Origin of the sequence: Paraburkholderia yinzeri (genome assembly GCF_046581065.1) — a bacterium.
GTDB lineage: Bacteria > Pseudomonadota > Gammaproteobacteria > Burkholderiales > Burkholderiaceae > Paraburkholderia.
On the sequence record NZ_JBFOCJ010000002.1, the window covers coordinates 593,462 to 609,466 of the forward strand.

15 protein-coding genes are annotated in these 16,005 nt (G+C 65.6%); 7 read left to right on the forward strand and 8 right to left on the reverse strand.

Translation table 11 applies throughout. From position 1 onward, the window contains the following. Positions 1 to 213 precede the first annotated feature (213 nt). On the forward strand, positions 214 to 918 hold the full coding sequence (locus WJ542_RS19820; protein WP_411191147.1) for a carbonic anhydrase: 705 nt from the start codon (positions 214 to 216) through the stop codon (positions 916 to 918). 434 nt (positions 919 to 1,352) lie between these two features. Further along, the gene (locus WJ542_RS19825) at positions 1,353 to 1,529 is read left to right on the forward strand and encodes a hypothetical protein (RefSeq protein ID WP_411191148.1); all 177 of its coding nucleotides are present in this window, start codon (positions 1,353 to 1,355) and stop codon (positions 1,527 to 1,529) included. 69 nt (positions 1,530 to 1,598) lie between these two features. Here the strand turns inward: WJ542_RS19825 and WJ542_RS19830 are convergent, their stop codons facing one another. Next, positions 1,599 to 2,624, reverse strand: coding sequence for an aldo/keto reductase (locus WJ542_RS19830; RefSeq protein ID WP_411191149.1), 1,026 nt, complete (start codon positions 2,622 to 2,624; stop codon positions 1,599 to 1,601). Between the two features lie 195 nt (positions 2,625 to 2,819). Between WJ542_RS19830 and WJ542_RS19835 the strand changes: the two genes are divergently transcribed. Next, complete coding sequence (locus WJ542_RS19835) at positions 2,820 to 4,247, forward strand: MFS transporter (protein ID WP_411191150.1); 1,428 nt, start codon at positions 2,820 to 2,822, stop codon at positions 4,245 to 4,247. A gap of 69 nt (positions 4,248 to 4,316) precedes the next feature. Here the strand turns inward: WJ542_RS19835 and WJ542_RS19840 are convergent, their stop codons facing one another. Further along, complete coding sequence (locus WJ542_RS19840) at positions 4,317 to 5,342, reverse strand: VTT domain-containing protein (RefSeq protein ID WP_411191151.1); 1,026 nt, start codon at positions 5,340 to 5,342, stop codon at positions 4,317 to 4,319. Positions 5,343 to 5,625: 283 nt separating this feature from the next. On the opposite strand from WJ542_RS19840, the gene WJ542_RS19845 reads away from it, so the two are divergent. From WJ542_RS19845 to WJ542_RS19855, 3 genes are all read left to right on the forward strand, one after another. Further along, positions 5,626 to 6,444 (forward strand): helix-turn-helix transcriptional regulator, encoded by an 819-nt coding sequence (locus WJ542_RS19845; RefSeq protein WP_411191152.1) that lies wholly within the window; start codon positions 5,626 to 5,628, stop codon positions 6,442 to 6,444. Between the two features lie 142 nt (positions 6,445 to 6,586). Continuing rightward, the gene (locus WJ542_RS19850) at positions 6,587 to 8,293 is read left to right on the forward strand and encodes an FAD-dependent oxidoreductase (protein ID WP_411191153.1); all 1,707 of its coding nucleotides are present in this window, start codon (positions 6,587 to 6,589) and stop codon (positions 8,291 to 8,293) included. A gap of 25 nt (positions 8,294 to 8,318) precedes the next feature. Then, positions 8,319 to 8,510: a hypothetical protein gene (locus WJ542_RS19855; protein WP_411191154.1), complete on the forward strand. Its 192-nt coding sequence runs from the start codon at positions 8,319 to 8,321 to the stop codon at positions 8,508 to 8,510. Positions 8,511 to 8,541: 31 nt separating this feature from the next. On the opposite strand, the gene ggt is transcribed toward WJ542_RS19855, so the two are convergent. The 6 genes from ggt to WJ542_RS19885 form a co-directional block, all read right to left on the reverse strand. Further along, entirely contained in the window at positions 8,542 to 10,269 is a 1,728-nt protein-coding gene (ggt, locus tag WJ542_RS19860) for a gamma-glutamyltransferase (RefSeq protein WP_411191155.1), read from the reverse strand. 140 nt (positions 10,270 to 10,409) lie between these two features. Continuing rightward, complete coding sequence (locus WJ542_RS19865; protein ID WP_411191156.1) at positions 10,410 to 11,813, reverse strand: MFS transporter; 1,404 nt, start codon at positions 11,811 to 11,813, stop codon at positions 10,410 to 10,412. Between the two features lie 107 nt (positions 11,814 to 11,920). Beyond that, positions 11,921 to 12,700, reverse strand: coding sequence for a phosphocholine cytidylyltransferase family protein (locus WJ542_RS19870; RefSeq protein WP_411191157.1), 780 nt, complete (start codon positions 12,698 to 12,700; stop codon positions 11,921 to 11,923). Positions 12,701 to 12,740: 40 nt separating this feature from the next. Further along, positions 12,741 to 13,763: a flippase-like domain-containing protein gene (locus tag WJ542_RS19875; RefSeq protein WP_411191158.1), complete on the reverse strand. Its 1,023-nt coding sequence runs from the start codon at positions 13,761 to 13,763 to the stop codon at positions 12,741 to 12,743. Next, complete coding sequence (locus WJ542_RS19880; protein WP_411191159.1) at positions 13,760 to 14,599, reverse strand: HalD/BesD family halogenase; 840 nt, start codon at positions 14,597 to 14,599, stop codon at positions 13,760 to 13,762. The genes WJ542_RS19875 and WJ542_RS19880 overlap by 4 nt, the downstream gene beginning before the upstream one ends. Continuing rightward, positions 14,596 to 15,303: a CDP-alcohol phosphatidyltransferase family protein gene (locus tag WJ542_RS19885; RefSeq protein WP_411192500.1), complete on the reverse strand. Its 708-nt coding sequence runs from the start codon at positions 15,301 to 15,303 to the stop codon at positions 14,596 to 14,598. The genes WJ542_RS19880 and WJ542_RS19885 overlap by 4 nt, the downstream gene beginning before the upstream one ends. A gap of 260 nt (positions 15,304 to 15,563) precedes the next feature. On the opposite strand from WJ542_RS19885, the gene WJ542_RS19890 reads away from it, so the two are divergent. Continuing rightward, positions 15,564 to 15,989, forward strand: a complete 426-nt coding sequence (locus WJ542_RS19890) for a hypothetical protein (RefSeq protein WP_411191160.1) — start codon at positions 15,564 to 15,566, stop codon at positions 15,987 to 15,989. Positions 15,990 to 16,005 lie beyond the last annotated feature (16 nt).

The following is a 16,005-nucleotide window of genomic DNA, read 5'->3' on the forward strand; positions in this document are numbered from 1 at the left end:
CCGCATGCGCCTATGGCAAAGCCCTGATGGCGTGAGAAAATGCGTCCGCGAATGCACCGGCGCGAAAACGCAAAGGCGCGCAAAGACGACGACAGGAAAACGGGAAAAACTGGACGCAAGCCGGTGCTTTTCCGACTTCTTGCTGTCAAGCCAGCGTAACCTCGCACCGGTTCAATTCGACTGTGCCGATTCACGACAAAGAGAGAAACATCCATGCCCGAACATAACCCCTCGCACGACAATCACTCCGACTCGTGCGGCTGCGGCGATCTGCTTCATCTGCTCAATGGCGTGGACGAGTTCAGTCATCGCGTGTTTCCGGGCAACAAGGAGCTGTTTCATAGCCTCGCCCATAACCAGGCGCCGCATACGCTGTTCATCACCTGTGCGGATTCGCGCGTCTCGCCCGAGATGGTGACCCAAACGCGCCCCGGCGAGCTGTTCGTCTGCCGCAATATCGGCAACATCGTGCCGGCCTACGGCGAGATGCTCGGCGGCGTTTCGGCCGTGGTGGAATTCGCGGTGCTCGCGCTCAACGTGCGCCAGATCGTCCTGTGCGGCCATACCGACTGCGGAGCCATGAAGGGTCTCGCCGCCGGCGGCGCCGCCACGGCGGAGATGCCGACCGTCCAGGCGTGGCTGCGCAACGCCGAGGCGGCACGCAGCGTCGTGCAGACGCGCGGCCTGAACGAAGATGAGATCGTGCAGGCGCTCGTGGAGGAGAACGTGCGCCTGCAACTCACGCACCTGCGCACGCACCCGGCCGTCGCGGCCCGCGTGGCCCAGGGGCGGCTGGCGCTGCAGGGCTGGGTCTACGACATTGGCCACGGCAAGGTCACGGTCTTCGACGAAGGCATCGGACACTTCCAGACCCTTGGCGAAGCACGCGCCCGGTTGCGCAAGCGCGCCGAGGGTTAATATCCGCAGCGCATAAATCCGGCGGCAACCTTCCCTCTTTTGCAACACTGAATTGGCGCTGAATCGAAAAATAGGTATTTACCCTGGGCTCTAACGCGACTATACTGCGCCCCGTACTAGAAGCGGCTCCCCGCCGCAACGGAAAAAGCTTCAGCCGTTCGCAGTCCCGCCGTCGCTGTGGCAGTACCCCAGGATCCTTGCAATACCTCTTTGCAGTGCCAAGTTCGACCGCGTGACACCGTCTCGCGGCACGCAAAGCCCGTCGTCGTCGACCTTCTGGCGCCGGCGGGCCAATCAGGCCCACTTCACGTCCCTGGCCGATCCGGACCGCGCTTCATCGCGCGGCGGGCGGCACGCGCCATCTTGCGCGGGAGGCCGGTAATGGGCTCTTCGCCCCACGAGGGCACCGAACCCGTTGACCGAGGAAAACGACAATGCAATACCTGCCGAAACCGCCCGCCAAAGTCGAAGTGAAGCTGCAACTCCACCCGAACGACCATCGCCGCGCGCTGGCCATCGCGAAGGCCGCCAATCTGCCCGTGCGCGACTTCTTTGCCCTCGCGATTCACCTGGGCGCTGCCCAGATCCTGAGCTCCGCCGACAAGCGTTAAACACTGCGGCGCGCGGCTTGCCGCACGCCGTTCCCTGCTCACCCGCAACGGATCACCCGCAATACGGCTTCAGACCGGCGAAGGATTGCGCTCGGCAAAACCCTCCTGATGCCAGTACGGATACGCGGGTCGGACCGCGCTGGCCGCATCCAGCTTCGCCACCTGCTCGGGCGTGAGATTCCAGCCCACTGCGCCGAGATTCTGCCGCAGTTGGGCTTCGTCTCGCGCACCGATCAGCACGGTGGAAACCGTCGGCCGTTGCAGCAGCCAGTTGAGCGCAATCTGCGGAATCGTCTTGCCCGTTTCCTGCGCAACCTCGTCGATGGCGTCGATCACGCGGTACAGGTACTCATCGGGCACCGGCGGCCCCATGTCCGCCGTCTTGTGCAGACGGCTCTTCTCGGGCAGCGGCTGGCCACGGCGGATCTTGCCGGTCAGACGCCCCCAGCCGAGCGGACTCCACACCACCGCGCCCACGCCCTGGTCGAGTCCCAGCGGCATCAGTTCCCATTCGTAGTCGCGGCCGATCAGCGAATAATAGGTCTGGTTCGCGACATAGCGCGGATAGCCATAGCGATCCGCCACGTCGAGCGACTTCATCAGATGCCAGCCCGAAAAATTCGACACGCCCGTATAAAGGATCTTGCCCGCGCGCACGAGATCGTCGAGCGTCGAGAGCACTTCTTCGGCCGGCGTTCTCGCGTCGAAGCCGTGTAGCTGGAACAGGTCGATATAGTCGGTCTGCAGGCGCTTGAGCGCCGCGTCGACCGCACGCTTCAGATGCGCGCGCGACGAGCCCACGCTGTTGGGCCCGTCATCGAAGCGAAAGGTGGCCTTGGTCGAAATGATGGCCTTGTCTCGGCGTCCCTTGAGCGCCTCGCCCAGCACCGATTCCGACGCACCGCTCGAATAGATGTCGGCGCTGTCGAACATCGAGACGCCTGCGTCGAGGCAAATGTCGACGAGACGCCGCGCCTCGGCGACGTCGGTCGCGCCCCAGGCCTCGAAGAACTCGCCCTTGCCGCCGAACGTGCCGGTACCGAAGCTCAGCACCGGCACCTTGAAGCCCGATGCGCCCAGAAAGCGGTATTCCATTGCGTAGCCTCCACGAAAGAAGTGGTTGAGGAAAGAGCGATTCAGTGTACGCGGGTCGCATCCTGCCTGCCGGAAACGAGCCAGCGCGGGAACGCTGTACAGAAGCGCGTGCGTATTGGAAACTCTCTGGAAACTGTCGCCTTTCGGCCCCGGGAGCGCATGAGGAATACCCGGGGCGTCGCCTACGGAGATCCCATGACCCGCACGTCCGCACGCGCCCCGGCCATCGGCTGGCTGCCCTACGTTGTGGCCGCAACCTTCTTCATGGAGTATCTCGACACCACCGTCATCGCCACGGCGCTGCCACAGATGGCCCATTCGTTCGGCATTGGCCCGAACAGCCTGAGCCTCGGCGTCACCGCCTATATGCTCGCGCTCGCCATCTTCATCCCCGCGAGCGGGTGGGTAGCCGACCGCTGCGGGTCGCGCACGGTGTTCTTCAGCGCCGTCGTAACGTTCACCGTGGCTTCGGTGCTGTGCGGGCTGTCGCAGAACGTCGGCGAATTCGTCGCGGCGCGGGTGCTGCAAGGCATGGGCGGCGCGATGATGGTCCCGGTCGGACGCATGATCGTCGTGCGCAGCACCGACAAGAGCCGCCTCATGCAGGCCATCTCCACCATTACGTGGCCCGCGATCGCCGCGCCCGTGGTCGGGCCGCCGGTGGGCGGCTTCATCACGACCTATGCGTCGTGGCGCTGGATCTTCCTGCTGAACGTACCGTTCGGCCTCGCCGTACTCGCCGCCGTCGTCGCGCTCGTGCCCAATCTGCGCGGCGAGAAAAAGCGGCCGCTCGATCTCGCCGGCCTCGCGCTGAGCGGCGCCACGCTCACCGCGATCCTCTACGGCGCCGAACTGGCCAGCCAGCCCGGCAAAGACCCCTGGATGGCGGCCGCGATCGTCGCGGCGGGCCTCGCATTCGGCGTGATCGCCGTGGCGCATGCGAAGCGCCATCCGCATCCGTTGATCGATGTTTCCACTTTGAGAATCCCGACGTTCTCGGTGACGGTCGTCACCGGTTCGTTCACGCGCATCGGCATTGGCGCCGTGCCCTACCTGATGCCGCTCCTGTTCCAGATCGGCTTCGGCCTCTCGGCTTTCAAGTCCGGCCTGTTGCTGCTCGCAAGCGCGGTCGGCAACCTCGGCATGAAAGCGCTGACCACCCGCATCCTCGAACACTGGGGCTTCCGGCGCGTTGCAATCGTCGACGTCGCCATCGCCGGCTTCGCGACGATCGCATGCGGGCTGCTCACGCCCGAGATTCCGCTCGCTGTGGTGCTGATCGTCGTGTTCATCTACGGCGTCACGCGTTCGATGCAGTTCTCGACGCTGGCCACGCTCGCCTACGCGGACGTTGCGCAGCCGCAGATGAGCGCCGCCAGCACGCTCTGGAGCGCGGCGTCGCAGATGACGAATGGCCTGGGGATTGCCTTCGGCGCGGTCGCGCTGCGCGCGGCGGCCGCCTGCCACGGCGAGACGAGCGGCCATGCGTTCACGCTCGACGACTTTCGCCTCGCATTTCTGGCGGCGGGCCTCCTGACGCTGGCCTCGATCTGGGGCTACGCCCAGCTCGCGCGCGATGCCGGGCAGAACGTGGGCGGCGGGTCGCGGCGCCAGCGCGCCTGAGTCCGCCGTTGCGCCGGCGGTTGCGTGCGCACGGAGCGCGCAGGAAGCGTGCAAAAAGCGTGCAACGTACTACTTCGACAAGCTCGCGCGCACGGTGAACGCTTCTTCGGCGCCCGATTCGGGCGGCTCGCTGTCCCGCGCATGCGCGGCATGGAATTCGGCCGAAAGCGGCTCGACCGGATAGCCGTGGCGCTCCCACGCGTCCAGGCCGCCCTTGAGCGCGTGCGCGTGATAGATATGCTTGTTGCGCATCTGGTTGACGATGCGCTTGGCCGTTGCCTCGTTCGGGCACACGCAATACACGACGATCGGGCGCTCGAGCAGTTCGGGCGGCAGCGCCTCGTTCGAGTCCAGATTCAGCGGTCGGGCGCCGGGAATCCGGTACGCCTCCTTCTCGCGCACGCTCTGCGGCCGCGCGTCCAGCACGAGCGGCGGCGTGTGCGATTTCAGCATCTCGTCGAGCTGGTCCGGCGAAATGCGATGCGTGGCCAGCCAGCGGCGGAACTGCCAGCGGCGCAGCCAGCGCCAGGCGAGAAACAGCACGAACGCCACGGCCAGCACGTCGAAAATCGTGCCGCCGTTGGCGCGCACGAACGTCACGAAGCGCGCGATCTGGGCATTGAGCGCCGCGCCGCCCAGAAGCCAGGTGGCCGCCCACAGCGTTGCACCCAGGGCATCCCAAAGCAGGAAAATACGCGTATTGATCGAGGTCGTACCGAGCAACGGCGCCGAGATCAGGCCGAGCCCCGGCACGAACTTCGCCACCGAAAGAATCGGCGCACCATAGCGCTCGAACACGTTGCGCGCCATGCGGATCGTCGTATCGAGCGACAGCGAGAAGCGCACGAGCCCGTTCAGCAGCCGCCGGCCACGCATCCTGCCCGCCGTGAACCAGAGCGAGTCCGCCAGCAGCGTGGCAAACACCGCCGCCGCCAGCAGGTGCACGTAGGACACCTCGCCGTCGGCCGCCATGGTCCCGGCCAGCACGAGCACGGGCGCAGCCGGCACCGGCACGCCGAGTTGTGTCACGAGCACGCTGAGAAAGACCACCCCGGCGCCGAAATCGGGCGGAATGGCCGTCGGGAGAGTCCACATTGCGGGAGTTCCTGCGCTTGAGAGGCCTGACGAAAAACGACACACACAATAATGCGGCGCGCTCGCGCGAGCCGGAGTGGGGAGATTACCCCAAACCTGTGAAACCTTGCTTGCCGTGCCGATGAAAGGGTCTTTTGCATGGCGGCAACAAGCCATCACCCCGGCCGACCCGATCCGCCCCTTTTCGGCTGTCCGAGGCTGGCGAGGCGGTTGCGCATAATCCGCGCACGAGGTGCTAATCTTGTAAAAGTGTTTTTTCTCCCGCGGTTTTCCGTTACGAAACATGCGTTACTGGCGTCTCGACCGGCCGAAGCCGACAGGCCAATTCGACTTGTCACGCGTCACGAACCTCGTTTCGGCCATTGGCCGCGACGACGCCAACGCGCTCGCCACGGAAGTGCTGAACCTGATCGGTCCCGCGGCCTCGGTTTCGCAATGCACCGTGTTCGCCTACGAATTCGGCAGCCGGCCACGCACCGTCTCGGTCGCGGACCATCGCGGCGGCCGCTTCCTGCGCGATGTCGCCGACACCTACGCGCGCCTCTTCTACGCGCTCGACGGCAACCAGCAAGTCGTCACGGGCGCGACGGGCGGACCGCCGGGCTCGTCGCTCGTACTGCACTGGCAGTCGAGCGACGACATCGTGCACGAGGGTTACCGCAATGCCTGCTACGCGGCGCCCAATGTGTCCGACCGGCTTTCGCTGCTGCTGCAACCGGCCGCCGACATCTGGCTCTCGGTGAACCTCTACCGCGAACGCGACGCCGGCGTTTTCCGGCCCGGCGAGATCGAGCTCGTCGAAACCCTCTCGCCACTGATCGGCGAAGCCGCGCGGCATCATTACGCCCTGCACGGCCAGAGCCAGATGGGCATTCCGCAAATGATGCTCGCGCGGCTGCGCGGCCTGTGTCCGACGCTCTCGAAGCGCGAGCTCGACGTGCTGCGCGGCGTACTCGAAGGATTCAGCGCGGCCGAGATTGCCGAGCGCATGGGCGTCAAGCCCACCAGCGTCGTGACCTACCAGAAGCGGGCGTACCAGCGGCTCGGTATTTCCAGCCAGCGGCAATTGTTCGCGCTGTGCCTCGCCGCCGACCAGGCCTGAGCACCGTCCCCGACCCCGTCTTGATCGCCGTACCGTCCGGCGTTTCCGATACGACCTCGCTGTACCCAAATTGAGGACAGCGCGCGCGCTGTCACGCTCCATACTGCCTCCATCGCCGCCGTATCTTCTACAGGAACACACGATGAGCGCAGCATTCAAGCCGTATCCGTTCGAAGCCAGGCAGTACGCCGCGCGGATACCCGAACTCGATAACGACCGTGAAACTCACCGCCATGCGGTCACGATCGTCGGCGGCGGCCCTGTTGGCCTGGCCGTCGCCCTGGGCCTTGCGCGCCACGGCGTGCGCCCGGTGCTGATCGAAGCCGACGAATCGGTCTGCTACGGCAGCCGCGCGATCTGCATCTCGCGCCGCAGCCTCGAAATCGTCGAACGACTTGGCGCGCTCGACGGCTTTCTCGCGAAAGGCCTGCCGTGGACCGGTGGCCGCAGCTACTACCGCAACGACGAAGTGCTGCATTTCCAGATGCCGCAGGACGAAAACCAGAAGCTGCCGCCCATGGTCAACCTCGCGCAGTACCACATCGAGCAGTTCCTGCTCGACGCGGCCGAGGCCAGGGCAGACCTCATCGACATCCGCTGGCAGACGAAAGTCACCGCGCTGCGCGAGGACGCACAGGGCGCGACGCTGCAGCTCTCGACGCCCGAGGGCGACTACGAAATGCAGACCGACTGGCTCGTGGCGGCGGACGGCGGCCGCAGCACGATCCGCGAAGCGCTCGGCCTGAAGCTTGCCGGAACGAGCTACGAAGGCCGCTACGTAATCGTCGATATCCTGCTCGACAGTGCGCGCCCGACCGAACGCCTCGCGTACTTCGATCCCGCGTCGAATCCGGGTTCGACGGTGCTCGTTCACAAGCAGCCCGACAACGTCTGGCGCATCGACTATCAACTGCGCGACGGCGAGGACGCCGAAGAGGCCGTCAAGCCGGAGAACGTCATGCCGCGCGTGCAGAGCCTGCTCGACATGATGGGCGAAACGGCGCCGTGGTCGCCCATCTGGATCACGATCTACAAGGCCAACGCCCTGACGCTGGAACGCTATCGCCACGGCCGCGTGCTGTTCGCAGGAGACGCCGCGCATCTGGTGCCGATCTTCGGCGTGCGCGGCGCGAATTCCGGCATCGACGATGCCGACAATCTGGCGTGGAAGCTCGCGTATGTCGTAAAGGGCCGCGCGACGGACGCGTTGCTCGACAGCTACTCCGACGAGCGCGTGTATGCGACCCACGAGAATCTGGGCTACGGCACGAAGAGTACGGAGTTCATGGCGCCGCCTTCGTTCGCGTTCGATCTCATGCGTACCGCCGTCCTGAGCCTCGCGCGCCGGCATCCTTTCGTGCGCCCGCTCATCAACCCGCGCCAGACCTCGGCCATCACGTACGGCGCCTCCCCGTTGAACGCAGCAAGCTCCACGCCGTTCGCAAACGGTCCGGTGCCTGGCGCCGTGCTGCCCGAGTGCCCACTGACGATCGTCGGCGCCGGGGCCTCGCGCGAAGGGCATCTGACCGATCTCGTCGAACCGCGTTTCACGGCATTCTGGTTCAGCACGGATGGCTCGGTGCCCGCCGCGTTGACCGCGCTGGAAAGCACGCTCGCCGCTCGCGACGTGCCCTTCGCCGTCGTGCCGCTCGCCACCCGACGGCCGCCGGACAGCGTGCGCGCAACCGGCTGGGACCACACGGGGCGTCTCTTCCCGATGTATGGCGCCACGGCCGGCACGCTCTATCTGGCGCGGCCGGACGGCCACGTGCTGGGCCGCTGGCAAGGCGCGGCCGATACGCTCGCGGCCCATGCGCTCGCCACCATCGACCACACGCTGCGGGCCTGACCCGTGGCAGCCCGAGGAGACTTCCATGACCGACAGCGAACTCGATACCGTCTATACCCGCCTGTGCAAGACCATGACCGAAGTGGGCGAGACGCAGGCGCCGCTTTTTCTCGCGCGCTTCGCGCTGCTCGCAATCGAGCGGATTGGAAACGCGGATGCCGCGCTGGGCCTGATCGCCGCAGCGCATGAAGACCTGCCCGCGCCAGGCGCGCATTGAGCCTGGCCGCGGACCGCCCCATCATCTCAGGTCACGGAATTAAGCGCGAAACGCCGCGGCCGCGCGGATCGGAAACCGGGTCCGGCGTATCGCCGTCGATCTTGATGGCCTGGATATCGCCGCTGAAGTCCTGCCCCTTCAGCACATAGCCCTTCGCTTCGACCTGCTTCGCGAGATCGCCGTTGATCGGCTCGTACGGCTCCCAGAAGATCGTGTTCGGCGGCAGCAGTTGATGATGGAAGCGCATCGAGGCAACGGCGTCCTTCAACGGCATCTTGAAGTCATACACGTTGTTGATCACCTGGAAGATCGACGTGAAGATGCGCGAGCCGCCCGGCGTGCCGATCACGAGCGCCACCTTGCCGTCCTCCGTGAGGATCGTCGGCGTCATCGACGAAAGCGGGCGCTTCTTCGGGGCAATCGCATTCGCGTCGCTGCCCACCACGCCGAACATGTTCGGCACGCCCGGCTTGGACGAGAAGTCGTCCATCTCGTCGTTGAGCACGATGCCCGCGCCCGGCACGACCTCGCCCGAGCCAAAGTAGCCGTTGATGGTGTAGGTATTCGACACGGCGTTGCCCCACTTGTCGACCACCGAGAAGTGCGTCGTCTCCGCCTTCTCGGGCATCGACGTGCCAAGGCCCGGTTGCACGCTCTTCGTGTCGGAAGGCTTGTCGGGGTCGACTTCGGCGGCGCGCTTCGCCAGGTAGGCATCGTCCGTGAGCTGCGCGACCGGCACCTTGTAAAAGTCCGGGTCGCCGAGGTATTGCGCGCGGTCCGCGAACACACGCTTTTCGATCTCCGCGATCAGATGGATGTACTGCGGCGAATTCAGCCGCACGTCCTTGAACTGCGGCGCAAGCATCGCCTTCATCTTGAGCAGTTGCACGAGGCCGACACCGCCCGAGCTCGGCGGCGGCGCGGTGATGATCTCGTAGCCATTCCACTTCGCCTCGACAGGCTGACGCCAGACTGCCTTGTACTCCTCAAGATCGCGCTTCGTGATGAGGCCGTTGCCCTCCTTCATCGCGGCGGCGATGAGGTCGGCGGTCCTGCCGTCGTAGAAGTCCCTGGCGCCCTCGTTCGCAATGCGCGTGAGCACGGCGGCCAGGTCGGGCTGTTTGAACGTCGTGCCCTCCTTCATGTCGCCGAAGTACCGGTCGAAGTTGGTCTTGCCGCCGAACTCCTTCGATGCCTCGTCGCGCCGCTTCGCAAGCTGTTCGTCGACGAGGAAGCCGTCACGCGCGTAATGGATCGCGGGCGCGAGCACCTGCGTCCACTTGAGCTTGCCGAAGCGGCGCTGCGCCTCCCACATGCCGTCCACGGTACCCGGTACGCCCACGGCATCGTAGCCGTAAAGGCTCTTGCCTTCGATCACGTTGCCCTTGTCGTCGAGGTACATCGTGCGCGTGGCGGCGAGCGGCGCGCGCTCGCGATAGTCGAGGAAATACGGCTTGCCGTTCACGTACAGCGTCATGAAACCGCCGCCGCCGATATTGCCCGCTTCCGGATAAGTCACGGCCAGCGAGAAGGCGATCGCCACGGCCGCATCGACGGCGTTGCCGCCTTCCTTGAAGATCTGCTCGGCGGCATCGGCGGCGTACTTGTCCGCCACGGCCACCGCCGAGGCGGTCAGCACGGCAGGCTGCTGCGTTTCCTTCGCAAAAGCGGGAGAGGCTTCGAGGAAGCCCGCCGAAAGCGCGGAGAGCGAAACGAGCGCGACGGCGGTGGATATTTTCGTTCTTTCGACCAACTTCATTGCGTGTCCTCCATGGTCCGGTTCATCAACGGCGCTTCGATCAGCTTGGGTCTGCTTTGGCCTGCTTTGGCCTTATATAACATGCTGACAAAACGATTGCGATCCAGCCGTCCGCCACGGGATGCGCGATATGAGAACACTCAGGCCCTGGCGCGTCGGCCGCGCGCGATCTCGTCGCCGGCATTGGCGGGCAGCCGCATCGTCACGGGAATCGATGCCACCGAGAACAGCCCCACCACGAGGAACGCAGGCCAGAAGTCGGACCAGACAATGGTGGGATGACCCTGCAACTCGTGCGAGATCTGCAGCACGATGCCGGCAATCGTCACGCCAAGCCCGAGCGACACCTGCTGAATCACGCTCGCCACGCTCGTCGCGCGGCCGATGTCGCGCGTCGGAATGTCGGCATAGGCCAGCGAGTTGAGCCCCGTGAACTGCAGCGAAGGAAACACGCCGCCGAGCAACACGATGAGCCAGATGACCCAATGCGGCACGCCGGGAAAGAAGAGCCCATAGATGGCGATCGACATGCCGGCCAGCATCGCATTGACGATCAGCGTGCGGCGAAAGCCGAAGCGCCCGAGCACGCTCGATACGATCGTCTTCATGAAGATCGAGCCGAACGCGGAAGCGCAGGTGATCGAGCCGGAGACGAAAGCGGTCATGCCCAGCCCTTCCTGCAGCGCGAGCGGCAGCAGAAAAGGCACGGCGCCAAGGCCAATACGAAAGAGCGAACCGCCTGCCACGCTCGCGTTGAAGCTCGGGATGCGCAGGAAACGCAGATCGAGCACGGGCCGCTCCACGCGCTGCGCATAGAACCAGTACGCCGCGAGCAGCGCCGCGCCGATGACGCACAGGATCACGGCACGGTCATTCGATACGAGCCCGCTGCCGACGAGCGAGAGCCCGAGCATGAAGAGCGAGGCGCCGCCCGCCGAAAGAATGAAGCCCGGCCAGTCGAGACGCCCGGGGTGCTCTTCGTGCATGTTCGCGATGTGCCGGTTCGCGAGCCAGATGCCGAGCACGCCGATCGGAATGTTGATGCAGAAGATCAGGCGCCAGTGCAGATAGGTCGTGATGAAGCCGCCGAGCGGCGGCCCTACCACGGGCCCGAGCAGCGCGGGCACGGTGAGATAGTTGACGGCGCGAATGAAGTCCGACTTCGGCAGCGAGCGGAAAATGATGATGCGCCCGACGGGCACCATCATCGCGCCGCCTATGCCCTGCACGAATCGCGCGGCCACGAACATCCCGAGCGAGGTGGAGGCGGCGCACAGCAGCGAGCCCGCCATGAAAATGCCGATGGCCGTGCGAAACACGTTGCGCGAGCCGAAGCGGTCGGCCACCCAGCCGCATACCGGAATGAACACGCCAAGCCCGATCACGTAGCTCGTGACGGCCAGCTTCAGGGTGATGGGATCCTGGCCCAGATCGCGGGCCAGCGCGGGAAGCGAGGTGACGATGACCGTCGCATCCACGTTCTCCATGAACATCGCGCACGCGACGATGAGGGGAACGATGAAGGCGCCGAGGGCAAGTGGCATGGGCAGGAACGACAGTCAGCGCAGCGGATGGCGACAAGCCCTCATTATGTCACCGTGTTGCGAAGAACGGTTGACGTCGCAACAGATGAAGCCGCCACGCCTCGTTTTCAGACCGCCGTCTGCTTGACCCGGCTCACCACGGGACGCAGTTGCGGCAGCACTTGTTCGGCCGCGCGCATGACGTCGTTGGGGAAATCGATCTCGATCCACGGCGCGCCGGTGACGTCGGCCGTTTCGAACTCGCGGCCGCGCTCGAGCAACAGGTCGCGCAGCGCCTCTTCGTGCGGCAGGTTCGCCCGGTCCGTCTTCACGTAGCCTTCGACGATCTGCGCGAAACGGCGCGCCGTCTCCTCGTTCAGGCGGAAAAAACCCACCGATTCGCCTATGGTGTCGTATTGCAGACCTACCGCGAGTTGCTTGCGCAGCTCGACAGGCACGCCATCGCGCAGGCACAGCTTCACGGGTTCGTCGCCGGCCTCGAAGTCGCGGTCGATCAACAGACGGTTCGCCGGCGCCTCGCCCGCGACGAGCGGCGCAAACACGCGCTCGTCGTAGAGCACGTCGGCGTCCATGAGCAGCACGTCGCCGCCGCGCGTGAGCGCCTCGGCCGTGCGATGCACGGTCAGCACGCTGCCCAGATCGAAGCGCGGATTCAGCACGATCTCGATGTCGTGCGGCCAGCCGATACGCTTGATTTCAGCCTCGACCCGCTCGGGCTGGAAGCCAAGCGCCAGCACGACTTCCGTGACGCCCGCCCCCTCCAGCATCTGCAAATGCCGTTCGAGCAGCGTCGTGCCCTCGAACTGCAGCAGGCATTTGGGAAACTGTTCTCCAGCGCGTTGCTGAAGGCGCAGGCCGAGGCCTGCCGCGAGAATGATGGCGCGCATGCGCAAACGTTCCTTGGGAGAAGAAGATCAAACAGCGAGGTCAATCGGCGATTTCGACGGCGGCCACGCGAACAGCGCGCCGGCGTTGCCAGCTTCTTTCGCTGAAGTGCAGATACAGAAGGCCCGGCAGGCCGAGCAGGATTTCGCGCGCGCGTTTGGCGAGCGAGAGCGCAAGCGCGGCTTCGGGCGGCAAGCCGACGAGCGGAGCAAGCAGCAGATAGCCGCCTTCCTGCACGCCAAGCGAGCCCGGAATCGCGAAGGCCGCGCCGCGGATGGCCTGGCCGATGCTCTCCAGCAGAAGCGCATCGATCCAGCCGACGGGATGGCCGAGAAAGCGCAGCGCGAGCCATACTTCGGCAGTACCCACGAGCCAGCCGACGAAGCTCAGCGCGAAGCTCGCCGCCACGCGGCCGCGCTCGTCGTAGAGCGACCTGACGGCGGCATCGACGGCGTCGGCGCGCGTGGCGAGCGACGACCAGTCGTGCTTGCCGAGTACCTTCGAAGCGAGACGCATCGCGCGACCGAACAGGCCGCGCCGTTGCGCGACGTAAAAGAGGGCGATGAGACCCGCGAGCACGCCGGTCGCGATCAGCGCGGCGACGCCGAGATCGCGCGGCGCGCCGTTCGGGGTGCTGTTCGCGGCGTAGATCGAAAAAAGCGCAATGCCGAACACGGCGAAAACGATCTGCGCGACGGCCTGCAGCGTGGTGCTGACCGTGATGGCGGCGGCGGCATCGCGCATGGCCATGCCACGCTGCGCGAGCTGGCGCACCATCGCGACCGGACCGCCGATCTGGCCGGCCGGCAGCAGGCTGTTGACCGATTCGCCGCTCCAGCGCGCGAAAAGCGCGTCGCGCGGCTCGACGCGCGCATCCCTGCCGAACAGCACCGCAATGGCGGCGGCATCGAACACGAGCGGCACGACGTGAAACGCGGCGACGAGCACGAGCCCCCAGCCGGCGGCCGCGAGTGCGCCGGTCACGGAGCCGAGCCCCTGCCACGCGAGCAGCGCGATGAAGAGTGCCGTGCCGATCGACAGCAGCAGGATGGCGACACGGCTCACACGGAGTCTCCCGCCTTGTTCCCGGCGGCGGCACGCGCGCCCAGCAAGGCCCTGCGGAACACCTGGCGGAAACCGAAGTACGCGATCGCGTCCTTCATGTTCGAGATGAAGCGGCGCCACGGACGCATGTTCGGGTCCGTCACGTACTCGAACGTGAGCGAAACGCGCACTTCGCCCTCGGCGCTCGGCGTGACGCGATGGCGCAGCTTGTCGCCGTCGAAAAGCACGAGCGCGCCCGGCGGATACTGCACCGAGCCGGGCACGTCGGGCTGGCTGTCGTCGCGCGTGTGCAGTTCGTAGTCGAGGCGGCACGACGAGTCGTCGATCACGCCGAGCAGCATCGTGTAGCGGCGGCCGTCGTAATAGGACGTGTCGTAGTGCCAGCCGATATGGTCGCCCGCCCGCGTGTAGTAATACAGCGCGTAGGCGTGCGGATCGTCTTCCGGCGAAAGCTGCAGACGATCACCCGTCACTTTCTCGAGCCAGGCGAGCAACTGCGGCGAGCGATACAGCTCGGCGATGTACGGCGCGAGCCGGTCGATCGTGTGGCGGCTCACGCTGCCGCCGGCCTTGTGGCCCGGAAGATAGTTGCGGTTGACCTCGGGAAGCAGCGCATTGGCGGCGTCGGCGAGCTGCTGTGTCGCGTCGGCGGGAAGAAACTCGGAGAGATAAAGGAACGAGCCCTGCTGCACGTAGTCGCTGCGCAACTGCGCGACGTTCAACGGATTCAGGGCGCGGCCGACTGCACCATCCGGGTTGCCGGACGCCGCGGCCCCGCTCGCATGGCCGCGAACGGGCGATGCCACGACTTCTTCTTGTTCTGCTTGCACACTCATCTGCTGATCCAGGCTTGATTCGTATCCTTTCCGGGCCGGTTGCGACGCATGACGCGCCAATAGTCCACCACGACCCAGACGGCGAAAAGCGGCGCCCCGATAGAGGCTGCCACGACGAATGGCGAAACCACGCCGGTCAGCGTGACGAGCGGCAACAAATAGAGAACGTCCTCAGTCTCGAAGCCGCCGACGAACGCCTGCTGCGTGCCCGCCTTGCCGGCCATCTCCTCGATACGCATGCGCAGGAAAAAAATCACCGCGACCGCAACGCCCGCGATGCCGCCCAGCACGGCCGGCGGCACCCGCCAGTCGCCGACGCCATGGCCCATTGCTGCCTGGGCGCCCAGCCCCCAGCCCATGCCGAGAAACAGCAGGACGGTGACGATGGCGTCGGCGGCGAGATCGTAGAAATGGCCGATCCGGCTAGTTTTACCGCTGATCCGCGCGAGTTCGCCATCGGTATGATCAACAAAATTCGATAAAACGACTAAAAACGCGCCAAGATTGGCGTGCAGAAAATCGCCGCGCGCCAGATAGAAAGCCCCGACAAGCCCGATCAGAAGGCGCAGGGTCGTGAGATGGTTTGGCGTAACGCGGGTGGGCACGAGCGGCGTCACGAGCCAGCGGGCGGCGCGCGCGTCCCAGGTGCGCGGAAGCGGCACCGCCCCCGGCACCGCTTTCGCAGGTTGGTCTTTTCCAGTCATAACCGTGAAATATATACGCCTTCCAAAAAACTTGCAGATTTTCCGGCGTTCCAACCCGCTTCCCACGGGCAATCCGCGGAATTTCCGCGTCAGTCTGACAGGACGGGAGGTCCGCCGATGCCGCAGCGCGACAAGCGAAATTGCGCGAACACGCGTACAGTGCATCCCTTTGCCGCACCGCGCGAGATGAGCCGCGGCGCCGTTCCGGCCATAGCGGGCCATCGGCGGAGCGACGGCGCGGCGCATTTGCCAGAATTCCAATGAAACGCTTCCTTCTCGCAGCCCTTTTGCTCGCGGCCTTGCCGCTCGCAGGCCACGCGGCCGCCCTCGACGAATCGCTGACCTGCCAGGAGTCTGCGCACGACTTCATCTCGGGCCTGATCGACCAGAAGCTGATCGAGCCAACGCCTTCAAGGGTCGAAAGCAATTCGATCAACGCATTCTGGCCGGTGCACGGCGAGCACATGACGGCCTATGGATTCAGCGTGTTCGCGGTCGTCGGCTTCCAGCAGGACGACCCGCTCTTTCGCACCGGCAAGGGCACGCCAATCGCGCGCTCAGCCTACGGGGCCGTGGTGTTCGGCAGCGTGGCGAAGGTCCAGGCGGCCCTCACCGAATCGGGCAATACAGCTATCGTCCACCACGCGGGGCCGATGCTCACCGCGATCTTCTGTCAGCAGGAGTGAGCGAATAGCAGGGAGC

Coding starts and splice junctions, on each gene's coding strand:
- WJ542_RS19835 (WP_411191150.1), top strand. CDS start 2,820: ATGACCCGCACGTCCGCACGCGCCCCGGCCATCGGCTGGCTGCCCTAC.
- WJ542_RS19840 (WP_411191151.1), bottom strand. CDS start 5,342: ATGTGGACTCTCCCGACGGCCATTCCGCCCGATTTCGGCGCCGGGGTG.
- WJ542_RS19865 (WP_411191156.1), bottom strand. CDS start 11,813: ATGCCACTTGCCCTCGGCGCCTTCATCGTTCCCCTCATCGTCGCGTGC.
- WJ542_RS19870 (WP_411191157.1), bottom strand. CDS start 12,700: ATGCGCGCCATCATTCTCGCGGCAGGCCTCGGCCTGCGCCTTCAGCAA.
- WJ542_RS19820 (WP_411191147.1), top strand. CDS start 214: ATGCCCGAACATAACCCCTCGCACGACAATCACTCCGACTCGTGCGGC.
- WJ542_RS19830 (WP_411191149.1), bottom strand. CDS start 2,624: ATGGAATACCGCTTTCTGGGCGCATCGGGCTTCAAGGTGCCGGTGCTG.
- WJ542_RS19825 (WP_411191148.1), top strand. CDS start 1,353: ATGCAATACCTGCCGAAACCGCCCGCCAAAGTCGAAGTGAAGCTGCAA.
- WJ542_RS19880 (WP_411191159.1), bottom strand. CDS start 14,599: ATGAGTGTGCAAGCAGAACAAGAAGAAGTCGTGGCATCGCCCGTTCGC.
- WJ542_RS19890 (WP_411191160.1), top strand. CDS start 15,564: ATGAAACGCTTCCTTCTCGCAGCCCTTTTGCTCGCGGCCTTGCCGCTC.
- WJ542_RS19845 (WP_411191152.1), top strand. CDS start 5,626: ATGCGTTACTGGCGTCTCGACCGGCCGAAGCCGACAGGCCAATTCGAC.
- WJ542_RS19885 (WP_411192500.1), bottom strand. CDS start 15,303: ATGACTGGAAAAGACCAACCTGCGAAAGCGGTGCCGGGGGCGGTGCCG.
- WJ542_RS19855 (WP_411191154.1), top strand. CDS start 8,319: ATGACCGACAGCGAACTCGATACCGTCTATACCCGCCTGTGCAAGACC.
- WJ542_RS19850 (WP_411191153.1), top strand. CDS start 6,587: ATGAGCGCAGCATTCAAGCCGTATCCGTTCGAAGCCAGGCAGTACGCC.
- ggt (WP_411191155.1), bottom strand. CDS start 10,269: ATGAAGTTGGTCGAAAGAACGAAAATATCCACCGCCGTCGCGCTCGTT.